The 15843-nt window shown below is 64.0% G+C and carries 10 protein-coding genes and 1 pseudogene; 3 read left to right on the top strand and 8 right to left on the bottom strand.

Going from position 1 to position 15843, the window contains the following annotated elements:
* Window positions 1-64: 64 nt before the first annotated feature.
* Window positions 65-1960, bottom strand: coding sequence for a phosphodiesterase DibA (gene dibA / locus RTH46_RS01680; RefSeq protein WP_316904906.1), 1896 nt, complete (start codon window positions 1958-1960; stop codon window positions 65-67).
* Between the two features lie 150 nt (window positions 1961-2110).
* Here dibA and desA point away from each other — a divergent pair, with 150 nt between their 5' ends.
* Window positions 2111-3295: a delta-9 fatty acid desaturase DesA gene (desA, locus tag RTH46_RS01675; protein WP_153785455.1), complete on the top strand. Its 1185-nt coding sequence runs from the start codon at window positions 2111-2113 to the stop codon at window positions 3293-3295.
* A 139-nt stretch (window positions 3296-3434) separates the two neighbouring features.
* Complete coding sequence (locus tag RTH46_RS01670) at window positions 3435-4424, top strand: GGDEF domain-containing protein (RefSeq protein ID WP_153785454.1); 990 nt, start codon at window positions 3435-3437, stop codon at window positions 4422-4424.
* A gap of 55 nt (window positions 4425-4479) precedes the next feature.
* Here the strand turns inward: RTH46_RS01670 and RTH46_RS01665 are convergent, their stop codons facing one another.
* The 6 genes and pseudogenes from RTH46_RS01665 to RTH46_RS01640 all read right to left on the bottom strand — a co-directional run bounded on the left by RTH46_RS01665 (window position 4480) and on the right by RTH46_RS01640 (window position 14172).
* Window positions 4480-5238: a hypothetical protein gene (locus tag RTH46_RS01665; RefSeq protein ID WP_316904905.1), complete on the bottom strand. Its 759-nt coding sequence runs from the start codon at window positions 5236-5238 to the stop codon at window positions 4480-4482.
* Window positions 5239-5375: 137 nt separating this feature from the next.
* Window positions 5376-6713, bottom strand: coding sequence for a response regulator (locus RTH46_RS01660; RefSeq protein ID WP_316904904.1), 1338 nt, complete (start codon window positions 6711-6713; stop codon window positions 5376-5378).
* Between the two features lie 130 nt (window positions 6714-6843).
* The gene (gabT, locus tag RTH46_RS01655; protein WP_153785452.1) at window positions 6844-8121 is read right to left on the bottom strand and encodes a 4-aminobutyrate--2-oxoglutarate transaminase; all 1278 of its coding nucleotides are present in this window, start codon (window positions 8119-8121) and stop codon (window positions 6844-6846) included.
* 189 nt (window positions 8122-8310) lie between these two features.
* The gene (gabD, locus tag RTH46_RS01650) at window positions 8311-9753 is read right to left on the bottom strand and encodes an NADP-dependent succinate-semialdehyde dehydrogenase (RefSeq protein ID WP_153785451.1); all 1443 of its coding nucleotides are present in this window, start codon (window positions 9751-9753) and stop codon (window positions 8311-8313) included.
* 391 nt (window positions 9754-10144) lie between these two features.
* Window positions 10145-11818: pseudogene (locus tag RTH46_RS01645) on the bottom strand (aryl-sulfate sulfotransferase).
* A gap of 17 nt (window positions 11819-11835) precedes the next feature.
* Window positions 11836-14172 carry a TonB-dependent receptor gene (locus tag RTH46_RS01640; protein WP_153785449.1) on the bottom strand — a complete coding sequence of 779 codons (2337 nt, stop codon included), beginning with the start codon at window positions 14170-14172 and terminating at the stop codon, window positions 11836-11838.
* Between the two features lie 191 nt (window positions 14173-14363).
* Here RTH46_RS01640 and RTH46_RS01635 point away from each other — a divergent pair, with 191 nt between their 5' ends.
* Window positions 14364-15278 (top strand): LysR family transcriptional regulator, encoded by a 915-nt coding sequence (locus RTH46_RS01635; protein ID WP_110992061.1) that lies wholly within the window; start codon window positions 14364-14366, stop codon window positions 15276-15278.
* Here RTH46_RS01635 and RTH46_RS01630 read toward each other — a convergent pair whose 3' ends face one another.
* On the bottom strand, window positions 15279-15731 hold the full coding sequence (locus RTH46_RS01630; RefSeq protein ID WP_153785448.1) for a YaiI/YqxD family protein: 453 nt from the start codon (window positions 15729-15731) through the stop codon (window positions 15279-15281).
* Between the last annotated feature and the right edge of the window lie 112 nt (window positions 15732-15843).

The raw sequence follows: 15843 nt of genomic DNA, 5'->3' as shown, positions 1-15843 counted from the left end.
CCATCGCGGGGCAAGCCCGCTCCCACGACCCACCGTGGGAGCGGGCTTGCCCCGCGATACGATCTCAGCCCCAGTGCAGCTCCGCCGCCGGCACCGGCCGCCCGAACCAGTACCCCTGCCCCAACTGGCACTGCTGCTCCAGCAGGAAGCGCGCTTGCTCGGCCTGCTCGATGCCTTCGGCGTGCACCTGCATGCCCATGCTGCGCGCCAGGGCGATGATCACTCGCACGATGGCAATGTCGTCATCGTCGAAGGGCAGGCCCGCGACGAAGCCCTGGTCGATCTTCAGCTTCTGCACCGGCAGGCGCTTGAGGCGCAGCAACGAGGAGTAGCCGGTGCCAAAATCGTCGATGGCCAGGGTCAGCCCCAGCTCGCGCAGGCGGTGCAACTGCTCCAGCGCCACTTCCGGGTCTTCCATCACCGCGCTTTCGGTGACTTCCAGCTCCAGCAACGACGGGTCAAGTCCGGTGTCGTGCAGCACATCGGCTACCTGCCGGTACAGTTCACGCTGGCTGAACAGGCGGCTGGAAATGTTCACGGCGACGAACGCCAGTACCCTGCCGTCCTGCTGCCACTGCACCATCTGCCGGCAGGCCTGGCGCAACACCCAGGCGTCGATCTCGGCGATCAGCCCGGTGCGCTCGGCAATCGGAATGAACTCCCCCGGCGGTACCAGGCCGCGCTGGGGATGCTGCCAGCGCACCAGCGCTTCGACGCCGATCATCTTCGCGTTGAACAGGTCGTGCACCGGCTGGAAGAACACCCGCAGTTCTTCCTGTTCCAGCGCCCGGCGCAACTCGCCGGCAGTCTCGACCCGGTGCTGGGCGTGAGCGGTCAGTTCTTCGGTGTATAACGCGTAGCAGGCGCGGCCATTGCTCTTGGCCTTGAACAGCGCCGAGTCTGCGTTGCGCAGCAACTGTTCGGCGCTCAGCGCATCACTGGGGAACAGGCTGATGCCGATGCTGGCACTGATGAACAGGCGGTGGTCGTCAAAAGCGAAGGGTTCACGCAAGCGCTCGATGATGCCCTGCGCCAGCTTGCCGGCCTGGCCGACCTGCTGGCAGTTCTCGGCCAGCACGCCGAATTCGTCGCCGCCCAGGCGTGCCAGGGTGACGCCATTGCCCACCAATTCGCGCAGGCGCTCACCCACCAGCTTGAGCAACTGATCGCCGATGGTGTGGCCAAGGCCGTCGTTGATGCTCTGGAAATGATCGAGGTCGAGCAACAGCAAGGCGCAACCGCGTTTGTTCAGTTGCGCCGCGGCCAGCGCCTGCTGGGCACGGTCGTTGAACAACAGACGGTTGGGCAGGCCGGTCAGCGGGTCGTGATGGGCCAGGTAGGCGAGCTCCTGCTCGGTGTGCTTGATCGCGCTGATGTCGCTGAACACCGCCACATAGTGGCTGAGGTCGCCGCTATCGTCGCGAATGGCGCAGATCGTCTGCCATTGCGGGTAGATCTCGCCGCTTTTTCGGCGATTCCAGATCTCGCCGCTCCACTCGCCCTTGGCGTTGAACGCGGCGTAGATCTGCTGGTAGAACGGCGCGCCATGGCGGCCAGACTTGAACTTGCTCGGGCGCTGGCCGATGACCTCGTCCTGCTGGTACCCGGTGATGCGCATGAAGGCCCGATTGACGTGCACGATCAGGCCGTTGCGATCGGTCACCAGCACACCTTCGAGGGTGCTGTCGAACACCGCCGCGGCCATGCGCAGGCGTTCGCGGTCTTCACTGCGCAGGCGTGCACCGATGCCGATGAAGTTCAACAGCCGGGCGCGCGAGACGAAGATCAGCAAGGCACTGAGCAGCACCCAGACCACCACGTTGATCTGCCGGCCCACGGTCAGCGCCAGCGGGTCCTCGGACATGCTCTGCAAGACCAGCTCCGACAACGTCAGCCAGAGGATCGAAAGCAGCAGGTAGAGCCCGGCCATACGCAAGGCGTCGCGAACGGAAACAGACATGTCGGGTCGGTGAGCCCATGGAAAATGAGGGGGCATTATAAAGGCTGAAACACCCTGTGACTTCCTATCAAAAAGGCCGACTGGTTTTATTTGCCTGCCAAGGGATAATGCCAGCGCTGTTCCCCTGTGTTTGCGAGGGTCTTTCCCGCTATGTGGTACTACGGTTTACTCGATCTGTCGGCCTGGCAACTGGTCGCCGTCACCCTGCTGATGACCCATGTCACCATCGTCAGCGTTACCATCTACCTGCACCGCTACTCCGCGCACCGGGCGCTGGAGCTGAATGCGGGGCTCAAGCATTTCTTCCGTTTCTGGCTGTGGCTCACCACTGCGCAGAACACCCGCGAGTGGACCGCCATCCACCGCAAGCACCACGCCAAGTGCGAAACCCCTGACGACCCGCACAGCCCGCTGCACAAGGGCCTGGGCACAGTGCTGCGCAAAGGCGCCGAACTCTATCGTGAAGAGGCGCGCAACGAAGAGACGCTGCGCATCTATGGCAAGAACTGCCCGGACGACTGGATCGAGCGCAATCTCTACACGCGCTACAAGCTCGGCGGCATCGCCCTGATGGCGGTCATCGACCTGCTGCTGTTCGGCACCATCGGCATCACCATCTGGGCGGTGCAGATGATGTGGATTCCGTTCTGGGCCGCCGGCGTGGTCAACGGTCTCGGCCATGCGGTGGGTTACCGCAACTTCGAATGCCGCGACGCCGCCACCAACCTGGTGCCCTGGGGCATCATCATTGGCGGCGAAGAGCTGCACAACAATCACCACACCTACCCCAACTCGGCCAAGCTCTCGGTACGCCGCTGGGAGTTCGACATGGGCTGGATGTGGATTCGCCTGCTGAGCATGCTGCGCCTGGCCAAGGTGCAGCGGGTAGCGCCCATCGCCCATCGGGTCGAGGGCAAGGCATCGCTGGACATGGACACCGCCATGGCCATCCTCAACAACCGTTTCCAGATCATGGCCCAGTACCGCAAGCTGGTGATCGGCCCCTTGGTAAAGCAGGAGCTGGACAAGGTCGACGCCTCGGTGCGCCACCGCTTCCGCCGCGCCAAACGCCTGCTGTCGCGTGAGACCAGCTTGCTGCAGGACCGTCATCACGTGCGCATCGAATCGATGCTGGAACACAGCCAGTCACTCAAGACCATCTACGAGAAGCGCCTGGCGCTGCAGCAAATCTGGGCGCGCACCAGCGCCAACGGCCACGACATGCTCGCCGCCATGAAGGACTGGGTGCACGAGGCCGAGGCCAGCGGTATTCAGTCACTGCGTGATTTCGCCGCCCAGCTCAAGACCTACTCGCTGCGCCCCACTGGCGCCTGATGGCCGTTGATCGGCATGCCCCGCAATGGGGCGTGCCGCCCGGAACTTCCCTCTTCGATACCACTCCAACGCGGCACATCGTCCGCGTGGCGGGCCGGTTCGTGGCCGCACGCCCCACGTCGAGAACCGTTCCGTGCACATGGCCAAAGACCTCCCGCCCACGTTTACCGACCCGCCCCGCCCCGAAGCGGCCCAGACGCTGCTCGCCCTGCTGCATGCCCAAGGCGAAGTGGCCCGCCTGAGCGAACGCGAACAGCTTTATTCATCGCTGCTCGACAGCGTCAACGCCGTGCTCTGGGCCTTCGACTGGGAAACCCGTCAGGTGCTCTATGTCAGCCCGGCCTACGAGCGCCTGTTCGGTCGCCCGGCCAGCCTGGTGCTGGCCGACTACAACGAGTGGCGCGACGCCATCTACCCGGACGACCTCGAATACGCCGAGCGCAGCCTGGCCCAGGTGCTGGTAAAAGGTACCGTCGAAGACCGCGAGTACCGCATCCTCAATGGCGCCGGCGAAGTGCGCTGGGTCAGCGACAAGTGCTACATCAACCAGCAGCGCGAGGGTGATCAGCGGGTGATCATCGTCGGCATCGCCGAGGACATCACCGAAAAGAAGCAGCTCGAAGGCGAGTTGCATCGCCTGGCTACCACCGATGTGCTTACGCAAAGCAGCAATCGCCGGCACTTCTTCGAATGCGCCCAACAGGCGTTCGACAATGCCCGGGCAGACGGCACGCCGTTGGCATTCCTGCTGTTGGACATCGATGACTTCAAGCTGATCAACGACAGTTACGGGCACCAGGAAGGCGACCAGGTGCTGCAGCACATCGCCGACAGCGGCAAGGCCGTGCTAAGGCGTGGCGACCAGTTCGGGCGGATCGGTGGTGAGGAGTTCGCCGCCGTGTTCCCCGGCTGCACTGCGCAGATGGCCGAGCAGATCGCCGAGCGCCTGCAGCGGGAAATCCAGCAGTTGAGCTTCAGCCACGGGCAGCAGACTTACGGCGTAACCGTTAGCCAGGGGCTGACCGGGCTGACCGATGAGGACGAAACGCTCGATAGCCTGTTCGCCAGAGCTGATGCGGCGATGTACCAGGCCAAGAGGCAGGGAAAGAATCAAATCGTGACAGGCTGACCGGGCCACCTGTGGCGCCCGGTGCGCACTGCAAACGCTTCAAGGGTTGTGCGGGTTACTTGTAGCTGATCGGGCCGCTGCGTGGCCCTGCCAGTATGCCACCCGGCTCCTTCTGCAGACCTTCCTTGAGACCGACTTCGATAAAGTGCCGCTGCTGATCGGTGACTTCACCGGCCAGGGCAATGGCTTCGGCGGTGTACCGCTTGATCAACGCAGCCTTCCTGGCGTCTTTCGCATAGCTCATAAGCACCTCTGATATCTGTAAAGGACTTTGTCGGGTAGTCGACCCAACGGGGATCACCAAACGCCCGGCTGAATCGCGGCTGAAACCCAGTGATTGGTACAGGGGCTCAGCACCCGGCTCTGGTTGTTGAACCTCGATGTGCGAGTACTTGAGCATCCTTGCGTACTCAGCAATCGCCAAGAGCGACAACGGCGCCACCAAGCCTCGCAATAGGTTGGCCGGGCCTGAGTTACCCTCCAGCAGAATGATCTTGATACAACGCCTGCTCTGCCGGGGACTGGCATAGCAAAGACCGCACAGTTCATTTTCTGCCCATAACGACAAGTCGAACCCTTTGAAGTCCCGCTCCGTCCACAATGGGACTTCTTCCCATGGGAAGAGGTGGGTCTGTTCATCCCACCGCTGCATCGCTTCAACAGCCTTGGGGCCTATGGGTTCGAAACGTACCTTGTCGACATCAAGCCCTGGCCTGGGCGGGTGGGGACTGTCGCGGAATGCTTCATGCCCCAGCCTTCGCGCCAAGGAGCGATAGACCTGATAGCGCAGGCCACGGTATCTGTACGTACTCATCCTCAGGCGCAACCTCCCTGCCATTCCGTTGGTGGAGTGGCTGGAAAACTACGCCTGAAGTACTTCCGAGGATACGAACGGACGTCCGCAATGCCTGTAGGACCGATCCCAAGCCTGATGCACCACCGCCGCGCGGCTCAGGCCTGGCGATCTTCTCCGTCCACGGGCTCGGCATCTGCCGGGGGAGCCACGAGCACATCGACCTCCGGCTCGCTTTCAGCATCCTGTGCCGCCTGGCGCTCAGCCTCCTCGCGGGCCAGCGCTTCAGGGTCCACCTTGCGCAACCGCGTCAACTCCGGCAGCCCGACCTTGAGCAAGCGTGCCGTCTTGCCGCTGGCGACCTTTTCCAGCCCTTCGCTGGGCCTGAGCCGCGCCAGCTGGCCGGCCAGGCTCATGGCCAGGATCTCCCGCGAGTAGACACCGCCGCCCAACTGATACACCGCAGCGATCAGCTCGCGCAGGTTCAGCGGCAAGCGCCAGCGGGTGCGTAGCGCCGAGCCGAACGGCGCGCCGAATTCGTTGAGCGACAACTGAACCTGGTCTTCATCCAGTTCGCCGCCCGCCAGGCGCCATTCCTGCAAGGTGCGCAGCACCGCCAGGTCACCCAGGCAATGCAGCAGCCCCGCGCAGTAACAACGGCCTTCGTCCACCTCGAGCATGCGTGCCAGGGTGCGGCCGTACTCGGCGGTGTGCAGGGAAAAGTCCCAGTAACGGGCAGCGTGCCGCGCCAGCAAGGGGTCGCTCAAGCGCGCACTGCGCTTGAGGGTCAGGCCCAGAATGAGGTTCATGCTCTGGGTGCTGCCGAGCTTGTTCAGCGCTTGCATCAACGTCTGCACCGGCGCATCGCGGTGCATCGCGGCACTGTTGGCGGCGGCGATCAGCACCCCGGTGATCTGCGGGTCGTTGCGCACCTCTTCCTCGAGCACCTTGAGGTTCAGGCCCTCGGGGTTGAGGGCGCGCTTGATCGCCACCTGCACATCGGCGAACAGCGGGCCGCCGTCGGCGGTAGCGCGTCGCTGCTCTAGGAAGGCCGAGAGCTTGAGCCCCGGCGGCAGCACCGGGACCGGGCAAGCAATCTGCTCGCCGACATGCACCAGCAAGTCTTCCAGGCGTTTACGCAGGTTGTCCAGGTCGAGCGGTTTGCTCAGGTAGGCGGTGGGGTGCAGTGGCAGCGCCTCGCGCACGCTGGCGGTATCGGTGCGGTTGCTCATGAGGATGAACGGCATACCCGACTGTTCACCCTGCTTGCGCACCTTGCGCAGCAGGTCGAGGCCATCGAGCCCGGCGAGTTCGCGGGCGGCGATGATCAGGTCGGGCTTGGATACCAGCGCGCTCAGCGCCTGGGCGCCATCGGCACAAACGTGCAAGCGTGCATCGCAACGCACGCTGAGCAGCATTTCGCTGAGCATGTCACGCACCCAAGGATCGCCCTCGGCAATCAAGACACAAGGCGGGATGGGGTCGGCGGCGCTCATGAGCGAGTCTCCTGTAATGGCGCGCGATCCTTCGCAGCTTCCACGGAATCCTCGTACAACCTTAGCGTCTGAAGCCGACAAACGGCATAAAAAACCCGCCTAGGCGGGTTTTTTCTGAAGCGTGTCACATTCAGGCGAGTTCGGCGAAGCACTCTTCGATGATCGCCAGGCCTTTGTCCAGCAGTGCATCTTCGGCAGTCAGCGGCACCAGGATGCGCAGGACGTTGCCGTAGGTACCGCAGGACAGCAGGATCAGGCCCTTGTCACGCGCCTTGGCGACAACCTGGCCAACGGCGGCAGCGTTCGGGGTGTGGGTACCCTTCTCGAACACTTCCACAGCGATCATCGAACCCAGACCGCGTACGTCGCCGATGATCGGGTGCTTCTTCTGGATTTCGCGCAGGCCAGCGGTCAGGCGCTCGCCGACAGCCTTGCTGCGGTCCAGCAGTTTCTCTTCCTCGAACACTTCGATCACGGCCAGGGCCGCGGCGCAAGCGATCGGCGAACCGGCGTAGGTGCCACCCAGGCCGCCCGGGGCGATGGCGTCCATGTACTCGGCCTTGCCGCACACACCGGCCAGCGGGAAGCCGCCAGCGATGGACTTGGCGAAGGTGGTCAGGTCAGGCGCAACGCCCATCTGCTCCATGGCGAAGAAGGTGCCGGTACGGCCAGCGCCGGTCTGCACTTCGTCGGCGATCAGCAGGATGCCGTGCTGGTCGCACAGGGCGCGCAGGCGCTTCATCAGCTCTTTCGGCGCTGGCAGGAAGCCGCCTTCGCCTTGTACCGGCTCGAGGATGATCGCGGCGATGTCGCGCGGCTCGGCGTCGTTCTTGAAGATGCGCTCGACCGAAGCGATGGCGTCGTCAACGCTGACACCGTGCAGCTCGCTCGGGAACAGGGCGCGGAACACGCCGCCCGGCATCAGGCCCATGCCAGCGGAGTACGGCACGACCTTGCCGGTCAGGCCCAGGGTCATCATGGTACGGCCGTGGTAACCGCCGGTGAAGGCGATCACGCCAGCGCGGCCGGTGGCGGCACGGGCGATCTTGACGGCGTTCTCGACGGCTTCGGAGCCGGTGGTGACCAGCAGGGTCTTCTTGTCGAAGTCACCTGGGACCAGCTTGTTGATCTTCTCGCACAGCTCGACGTAGGGCTCGTAGGCCAGCACCTGGAAGCAGGTGTGGCTGACCTTGGTCAGCTGCTCTTGCACGGCCGCGACCACTTTCGGGTGCAGGTGGCCGGTGTTCAGTACTGCGATGCCGCCGGCGAAGTCGATCAGTTCGCGGCCTTCAACGTCGATCACCGTCGAGTTCTTCGCGGTATCGACGAAGATCGGGTGAATCTGGCCAACGCCACGTGGGACGGCGGCGACACGGCGTTGCATCAAGGATTCGTTGGTCTTGCTCATAATGCCCTCATTCGCGCCGACTCTGACGGCGCTTTGATTCGGGGGTGGCTGGGTGTGTTCACGTTCAGTATTCGTTGATCGACTGTCGTGAACGCCCTGGCCACCAGGTACTGCGGTGTCAAAAAGACCAGCGAGGCGTCGCTCTCGCGCCCCGCTGGCAGAGGTAAATACTGCTCTGTCAGTCAGCGATCAGACGCTGATGCACAGGTATTTGATTTCGAGGTAGTCCTCGATGCCGTACTTGGAACCTTCGCGGCCCAGGCCCGAGGCCTTGATACCGCCGAACGGCGCGACTTCGTTGGAGATCAGGCCGGTGTTGATACCGACCATGCCGTATTCCAGGGCCTCGGCAACACGGAACACACGGCTCATGTCGCGGGCGTAGAAGTACGAGGCCAGGCCGAACTCGGTGTCGTTGGACATGGCGATGACTTCGGCCTCGTCCTTGAAGCGGAACAGCGGCGCCAACGGGCCGAAGGTCTCTTCTTTAGCGACAGCAGCGGTCTTCGGCACGTCGACCAGGATGGTCGGTTCGAAGAAGTTGCCTTCGATCAGCTTGCCGCCGGACAGCACCTTGGCGCCTTTGGAGACGGCGTCTTCGATGTGTTCCTGGACCTTGGCAACAGCCTTGCCGTCGATCAGCGGGCCGGTGGTGGTGCCTTCTTCCAGACCGTTACCGATCTTCAGCTTGGCCACGGCGGCCTTGAGCTTCTCGGCGAACGCCTCGTAGACGCCGTCCTGCACGTAGATACGGTTGGCGCAGACGCAGGTCTGGCCGTTGTTGCGGTACTTGGAGATGATCGCGCCCTCGACCGCCTTGTCCAGGTCGGCATCGTCGAACACGATGAACGGCGCGTTGCCGCCCAGCTCCAGGGAAACCTTCTTGATGTCCTTGGCGCATTCTTCCATCAGCTGGCGACCGATTTCGGTCGAGCCGGTGAAGGACAGCTTGCGTACCAGGGAGTTGCCGGTCAGTTCGGAGCCGACTTCGCCGGCGCTGCCGGTGATCACGCTGAGCACGCCAGCCGGGATGCCGGCACGGGTGGCCAGTTCGACCAGGGCCAGGGCGGAGTACGGGGTCTGCGAAGCAGGCTTGAGCACCATGGTGCAACCGGCGGCCAGGGCCGGGCCGGCTTTACGGGTGATCATCGCGGCCGGGAAGTTCCACGGGGTGATGGCGGCGGTGACGCCGATCGGCTGCTTGATGACGATCAGGCGCTTGTCTGGCTGGTGGCCTGGGATGACATCGCCGTAGACACGCTTGGCTTCTTCGGCGAACCACTCGATGAACGAAGCGGCATAGGCGATTTCGCCCTTGGCTTCGGCCAGCGGCTTGCCCTGCTCGGTGGTCATCAGGCGGGCCAGGTCGTCCTGGTGCTCGATCATCAGCTCGAACCAGCGACGCAGCTTGCCGGCACGCTCTTTGGCGGTCAGTGCGCGCCAGGCCGGCAGCGCCTTGTCGGCGGCCTCGATGGCGCGGCGGGTTTCAGCGGCGCCCATCTTCGGTACGGTACCGATCACTTCGCCGGTGGCCGGGTTGGTCACCTTGATGGTCTGACCGCTGTCCGCATCCAGCCATTCACCGTTGATGAAGGCTTGCTGGCGGAACAACTGAGCGTCTTTGAGCTGCATGTCGGCTTCCCTTAACTGCGCTGCGGCACGGCGCGGCGCGAATTATTGATTGTTGAAAAGGCGCCCCCATGCGGGGGCGGCCGTCAGGAATTCGTGTACCCGGGTGTTCGATGCCTAGGCGCTGAGCGTTTGAAATCTCAAACGGAATGCTAAGCGGGGGCTGGGGTGTTGGACAATAGGCTGTTCGAAAAAAAGAACGAATGGTTGAACACCCCGTCTGAAAACCGCATCGCCCATTCGCGGGTAAACCCGCTCCCACAGGTACCGCACCGACCTTGAAATCAGCGCAATACCTGTGGGAGCGGGTTCACCCGCGAATGGCCCTGACAGGTTAGACGAGTTGGCGAATGCCAAAAGTAGGGAGGACCGACGGCCCTCCCGGCAGGATGCCTCAGAACGCCTTGTCGAGATCGATCACCAACGCCCGATAGCCCACGCTCCCCGGCTGGCGGCTGTGCACTTTCAACTCCACCACCACCTCCTGGCTGCCTCGGCGCACCTCATTGAGCACCGTGGTGGTGAGCTTCTCGGGCGTCAGGTAATTCACCGACGCGGAATAGATGAACTGGGTGTCGGTATCCGCCCGGTAGGCCACCACCGAAGTGATCGGGCTGTACCACTCATCCCCTCGCTCCTTGCCGTACTGCCACACCTGCTCGACGGTACCCTTGGCCTCGTCGACCTTGTACTCCACCGCCCGGCTGTAGTTGCCGCTGAGTTTGGTCAAGGCAAAGTCCCGGCCCCAGCCATTGTCGAACACGGTCAGCGTGCCGTAGCCGGTCAGCCAGGCGGTGTGCTGGGTCCACGACCATTCGAAGCCCTCGCCCACCGGCTTGAGCACTTTGTCCTGCAGATGCGTCGGCCAACCCTAGGGCGAGGCGAGAATCCACTTCACCTGCTTGTCGCGGCCGATCTTCACCACACCCTGGTGGCGTGCTGAAACGATGATGCTGTCGTCATCGGCGTCGTAGTCGATGGCATTGACGTGCGCCCAGTTGCGCCCGGTACCCACCCCCGGCGTGTCGCCGAACGGCAGGTCGCCCTCGGCCAGTTCGTTGGCCAGGCGGTCGTCCTGTTTCTGTACCCCATCGGGCAGCTGAATCGCCGCCTTGCCCAGGGTTTCCAGGAGCTCGCCGCGGTACGGGTCGAGGATCTGGTTCAGGTCCCAGAAGTCCAGCACGTCACCGGCCTCGTTGACCTCGATGATGTGGTCGCGGATCGAGCGCACGCGCTTGCCGTCCGGGCGCCGGTAGTCGCTGGTGCCTACCCGCAGCAAGTAGCTGCCGTTGGGTGTCTCGCGGATCTCGTGGGAAAAGTCGGCGAACTTGTCCGGCAGATTGCGCTGCCAGATGCGCCGGCCGAGCAGGTCGTACTTGGAGTAGGTCTGGCCCTGGCCCCAGATCAGTTTGCCGTCGCGGGTCTGGTGGAAGCCCATGGTGCCGCCCAGGCCATCGCGGTGGTTGGAGTCGTGGATCTGCTCGATGTCCAGGTACCAGCGCACATCGCCGTTGCTGTCGGCGATCCAGTTGTTGCCCACCGAATCCCACTCGGCGGCACCGCCCAGGCCGTTCCACTTGAACGCGCGCCCGCCGGGGATGTCCGCCAGCAGATGGTTGAACAGGTACAGACGCTGCTCGAAGCCTGGGGCCACCGTGACCGGCTCGACCTCGGGCAGGGGCGCCGTCTGCTTGGCCACCACCGGCAGGCGTACGGCCGGGGCGTAGATTTCATAACGTTCGCGGATGCGCTCACCGTCGAGCTTGTAGCTCACTTCCACCTGGTTGACGTGGTCGGGGTACAGGCCAAATACCGGGATGCCGCCGTAGGTCCATAGCGAGCGGTCGGAGACGTCATAGCTGATAGCCACACCGCGCTCGCCTCGCCCCAGCACTCGCACATGGGCGGCACTCAGACTGCGGCCACCATCGCGCACGATGGCGGTCAGCGGCGCCAGGCGATACGGGTTGACCACCACGTCGCCAAGCAGGGTTTCATCACGGGCGGGCACCCGTGCGGTGACACAGGCGCCTTCAGGCAGGTCGTGCGGTTGGGTCTTGGCATTCATGGCAAAGCTCCTTGTGCTCAAAAGTCGTAACGGGCGGTGGCGCCCACGGTGCGCGGCGTGCCCAGCACGCCGGCATAGCCGCCATTGGCGGAGTTCCACAGGCTGGTGAAGTAGGTCTTGTCGCCGGCGTTCTTCACCCACAGCGACAGGTCGAGCACGCCGTCGCCCTGGTCCAGGCGCACGCCGGTGGAGAGGTTGACGATGCCGTAGCTGGGGATCTGCCCGTAGTCGGAGTCGTCGATGGTGCCCACCGCTTTCGAGCGGAAGGCGTAGCTGGCGGTGACGTAGGGTTCGATCCGCTCGCCGAGCTGCCACTTGTACTGGCCGTTGAGGTTGGCGATGTACTTGGAGGCGCCGACCACCTGGTGGCCGGACAGATCGCAAGTGGCCGTGGCGCTGGCCAGGCTCACCTCCGGCGGGCACGGGGCATCGTCGTACTCGGTGTAGCGCACGTCGTTCCACGAACCGTTGAAGTTGAGCGTAAGCCCGCGCACCGGCAGGGCCGTGGCTTCGAACTCCAGGCCCCGCGAGCGGACGCTGCCTGCGTTGGCCAGGTATTGCACGCGGTTGATCTGGTCGTAGACGTTGGCCTGGTAGCCGTGCACCTCGGTCCAGAACAGGTTGCTGTTGAGCTGCAGGCGGCCGTCCAGCAGGGTGCTCTTGACCCCCAGTTCGGCGTTGTTGGCGCGCTCGGTGCCCACCAGCAGCGAATCGGTGCCCAGCCGTGGCGCCGCGCCAACGGTGAGGTTCACCCCGCCGGACTTCTCGCCGTGGGACAGGCTGGCATAGCCGAGTACTTGATCGTTGAAGCGATAGCTCAGGCTGAGCAACCCGGAGGGGGCGAAGCTGTACTGGTTGAGGTCACCCGAGTCATAGGCGCCCACCCTGCCCTGACGGGCCGCAGCCGCCGCACCGGTAACCGCCGCGCCACCGAAGGGTGCATCGCGGGTCACCCAGGCGCTCTTCTCTTCATAGGTGCCGCGCACCCCGGCGGTGAAGTCCAGGCGCTCGGTGAGGTGCCAGGTGCCCTGGGCAAACAGGGCATAGCTGTCGGTGTCGATATGGCCGTTGCCGATGGTGGTGACGTTGGCCAGGGCGCCGGCCGGCGTCAGGTTCCAGATATCCGCCTGCGGGCCGTTGTAGGTGAACGACTTGTTGTCCAGGTCCTGCTTGAAGTAATAGGCGCCGAGCACGTAGTCGAAGAAGCCGCCCGTTGGCGAGGCCAGGCGGATTTCCTGCGAGTACTGCTTGTCGCGCACCGACACCCCAGCGTTGTAGAACACCGGCACGTTCAGGCCGTCATCGTTGCGCGGGGTGAAATCCCACCAGCGGTAGGCGCTGATGGAAGTCAGGGTGAAGTCGTTGGGCAAGGTCCAGTTGGCCTCCACCGATGTGCCGCCCTGGAACACCTTGACCATTTGGTCCGAGTCGAAATTGACCTTGCGGTCCTTGCCCGATACCAGCGTGGCGCCGGCCTGGCGGGCCAGGCTTTCGTAGCGGTTGACCCCGTTGATGGTCGGCCCGGTGCTGTACAGGCTGAGCACGCCGTTGTCGGAGTCCTCTTCGTTGTACTCGCCGATCCAGCGCAGGTTGAAGGTTTCGCTGGGCTTGAACAGCAACTGGGTACGAAAGCCCTGGCGCTTGCCGCCGTTGAGGTCGTGGCCGTTGTAGATGTTCTTCACATAGCCGTCGTCCTCGGTGTGGTAGGCGCTGATACGCCCGGCGAGGGTGTCGGTCAGCGGCCCGGAGAAACTGCCCTGGGTCTGCCAGTAGCCGTCCTCGCCCAGCGACGACTGCACGCTGCCCTCCTGGTGGAAGGTCGGCTTGCGGGTGGTGATGTTCAGCACCCCGGCGGTGGTGTTCTTGCCGAACAGCGTGCCCTGCGGGCCACGCAGCACCTCAAGCTGCTCTACATCGAGCAGGTCGAACACCGCCATGCCCGGGCGCCCAAGGTAGACGTTGTCCAGGTACACGCCGACGCTGCCTTCCAGGCCATCGCTGGCTGGGTTGTTGCCCAGCCCGCGGATGGAGATGCTCGACTGGCGCGCATGCACATAGGACACGTTGGTACTCGGCACCAGTTGCTGGATGTCCTGCACCCGGTAAATACGTTGGGTTTCCAGGGTTTCACTGCTCAGCACGCTGATCGGCGTGGGCACGTTCTGCGCGCTCTCTTCGCGGCGGCGGGCATTGACGGTCACGGTGCCAAGCTTGGCGTCCGGCTTGGCGATGGGGGTGGCCGTGACCGGCTCTTCGGCAAAGCTGCTGCCGGCAGCGGCCAGCAGCAGGCCGGCGGCCAGGGGTTGCAGGGCGAACAGCGACGCGCGTAGAGGCCTTGGGGAAAGTCGGGACATGCAAATGCTCCTGGAGGCATGGGCCCTGGCGAGCATTTCCGTTGGCGGAACCGAATCGCGGTCAGAGGGGCTTTATTCTTTTAGGTGATATAAATATTTGTAATTCATATTTTGTGGAATAAGTGACTCCCTTTATAAGGTTCACAACCCTTCCCAGCAATTGCATTCCACCGAAAGTTTCCATGTAGAAAATGCATATCGACCTGCGCCAGCTCCGCCACTACATCGCCCTTGTCGAGCACCGCAGCTTCGTCGCCGCGGCGGCCGCGGTGAACCTCTCGCAATCGGCGTTCAGCCGCAGTATCCAGACGCTCGAGCACAACGTCGGCTGCCGCCTGGTGGACCGCGCCAGCAAGGAGCTGGCGCCGACCCGCCAGGGCCTGCTGGTGCTGGAGCACTCACGGCGGCTGGTGCACGGCGCGCACAACCTGGTCAACGAGATCAATCAGTTCAATGGCGCCACCACGGGCGTGGTGCGCTTCGGCTCGGGGCCTGCGCCGGCGGGCGGGCTGGTGCCCCGGGCGGTGGCGCGCTTCGTCGCCGAATACCCGGCGGCACGCACCTGCTTCCAGGTAGATAACTGGCAGGCGTTGAACCGCCGCTTGATGGCCGAGGAAATCGAGTTCTTCGTCGCCGACACCCGCCAGTTCGAAGCCGACCCGGATTACCAGGTGCACAAGCTGACGCCGCAACGCTGGCATTTCTGCTGCCGCGCCGGGCACCCGCTGACCGCACAGGCCGAGGTGCGTGCGCGGGACTTGTTCGACTACCCGCTGGCGACGACTTTCCGCCCGCCGAACATCCGCAAGATCCTCAGCGACCTCAGCGGTCGGCAGGATTTTTTACCCAGCGTGGAATGCGAGCATGGCTACGCGCTGCTCAACGTGGTGCAGCACTCGAACACCATCGGTATCGCCTGCAGCGCCAACCTGCAGCCGTACCAGCGCGAGGGGGGGCTGGTAGCGCTGAAACTGTCGGACCTGGCGCCCGAGCAGGAAGAGGCGTGCTACACCCGCTATGGGGTGGTCAGCCGGGTGGGGTATGGCTTGTCACAACTGGCGCAGGGTCTGGTCAGGCAACTGATTGCCTGCGACAGCGCCATGTGATCAGCGCTTGGCCAAACGGCCGAGGATTCGATCCAGCGCGTTGGCAAACGCCTGCTTTTCGCGCTCGCCATAAGGTGCCTGGCCACCGCCCACCTGGCCCTGCTCGCGCAGCTCGGTGAACAGGTTGCGCACCGCCAGCCGCTCGCCCATGTTGCGCTCGTCGAACTCGCGCCCGCGCGGGTCAAGCGCCGCCACGCCCTTCTTGATCAGGCGGTCGGCCAGCGGCACGTCGCTGCAGATCACCAGCTCGCCCGGCACGGCATTGTCCACCAGATAATCGTCGGCCGCGTCCATGCCGCTGGGTACCACGATCAGCCGCACGCAGGCGAAGGCCGGCTTTATCTGCGGCTGGCCGGCCACCATCACCACCTCCAGCTTGCGCTTGAGGGCGAACTTGACGATCAGGTCCTTGGCCGCCTTGGGGCAGGCGTCGGCATCGATCCATATACGCATGGGGGTTGTTCCTGTGGGTCTCGGACTGGGATTGTCGCAGGTTCGGCCTCTTCGCGGGTAAACCCGCTCCCACAGGGATGGCGCAGACGCAAGGACGACGCTGTACCTGTGG

This window comes from Pseudomonas sp. zfem004 (assembly GCF_032621715.1).
Classification (GTDB): Bacteria; Pseudomonadota; Gammaproteobacteria; order Pseudomonadales; family Pseudomonadaceae; genus Aquipseudomonas; species Aquipseudomonas sichuanensis.
This window is presented reverse-complemented; position numbering and strand designations above follow the sequence as displayed.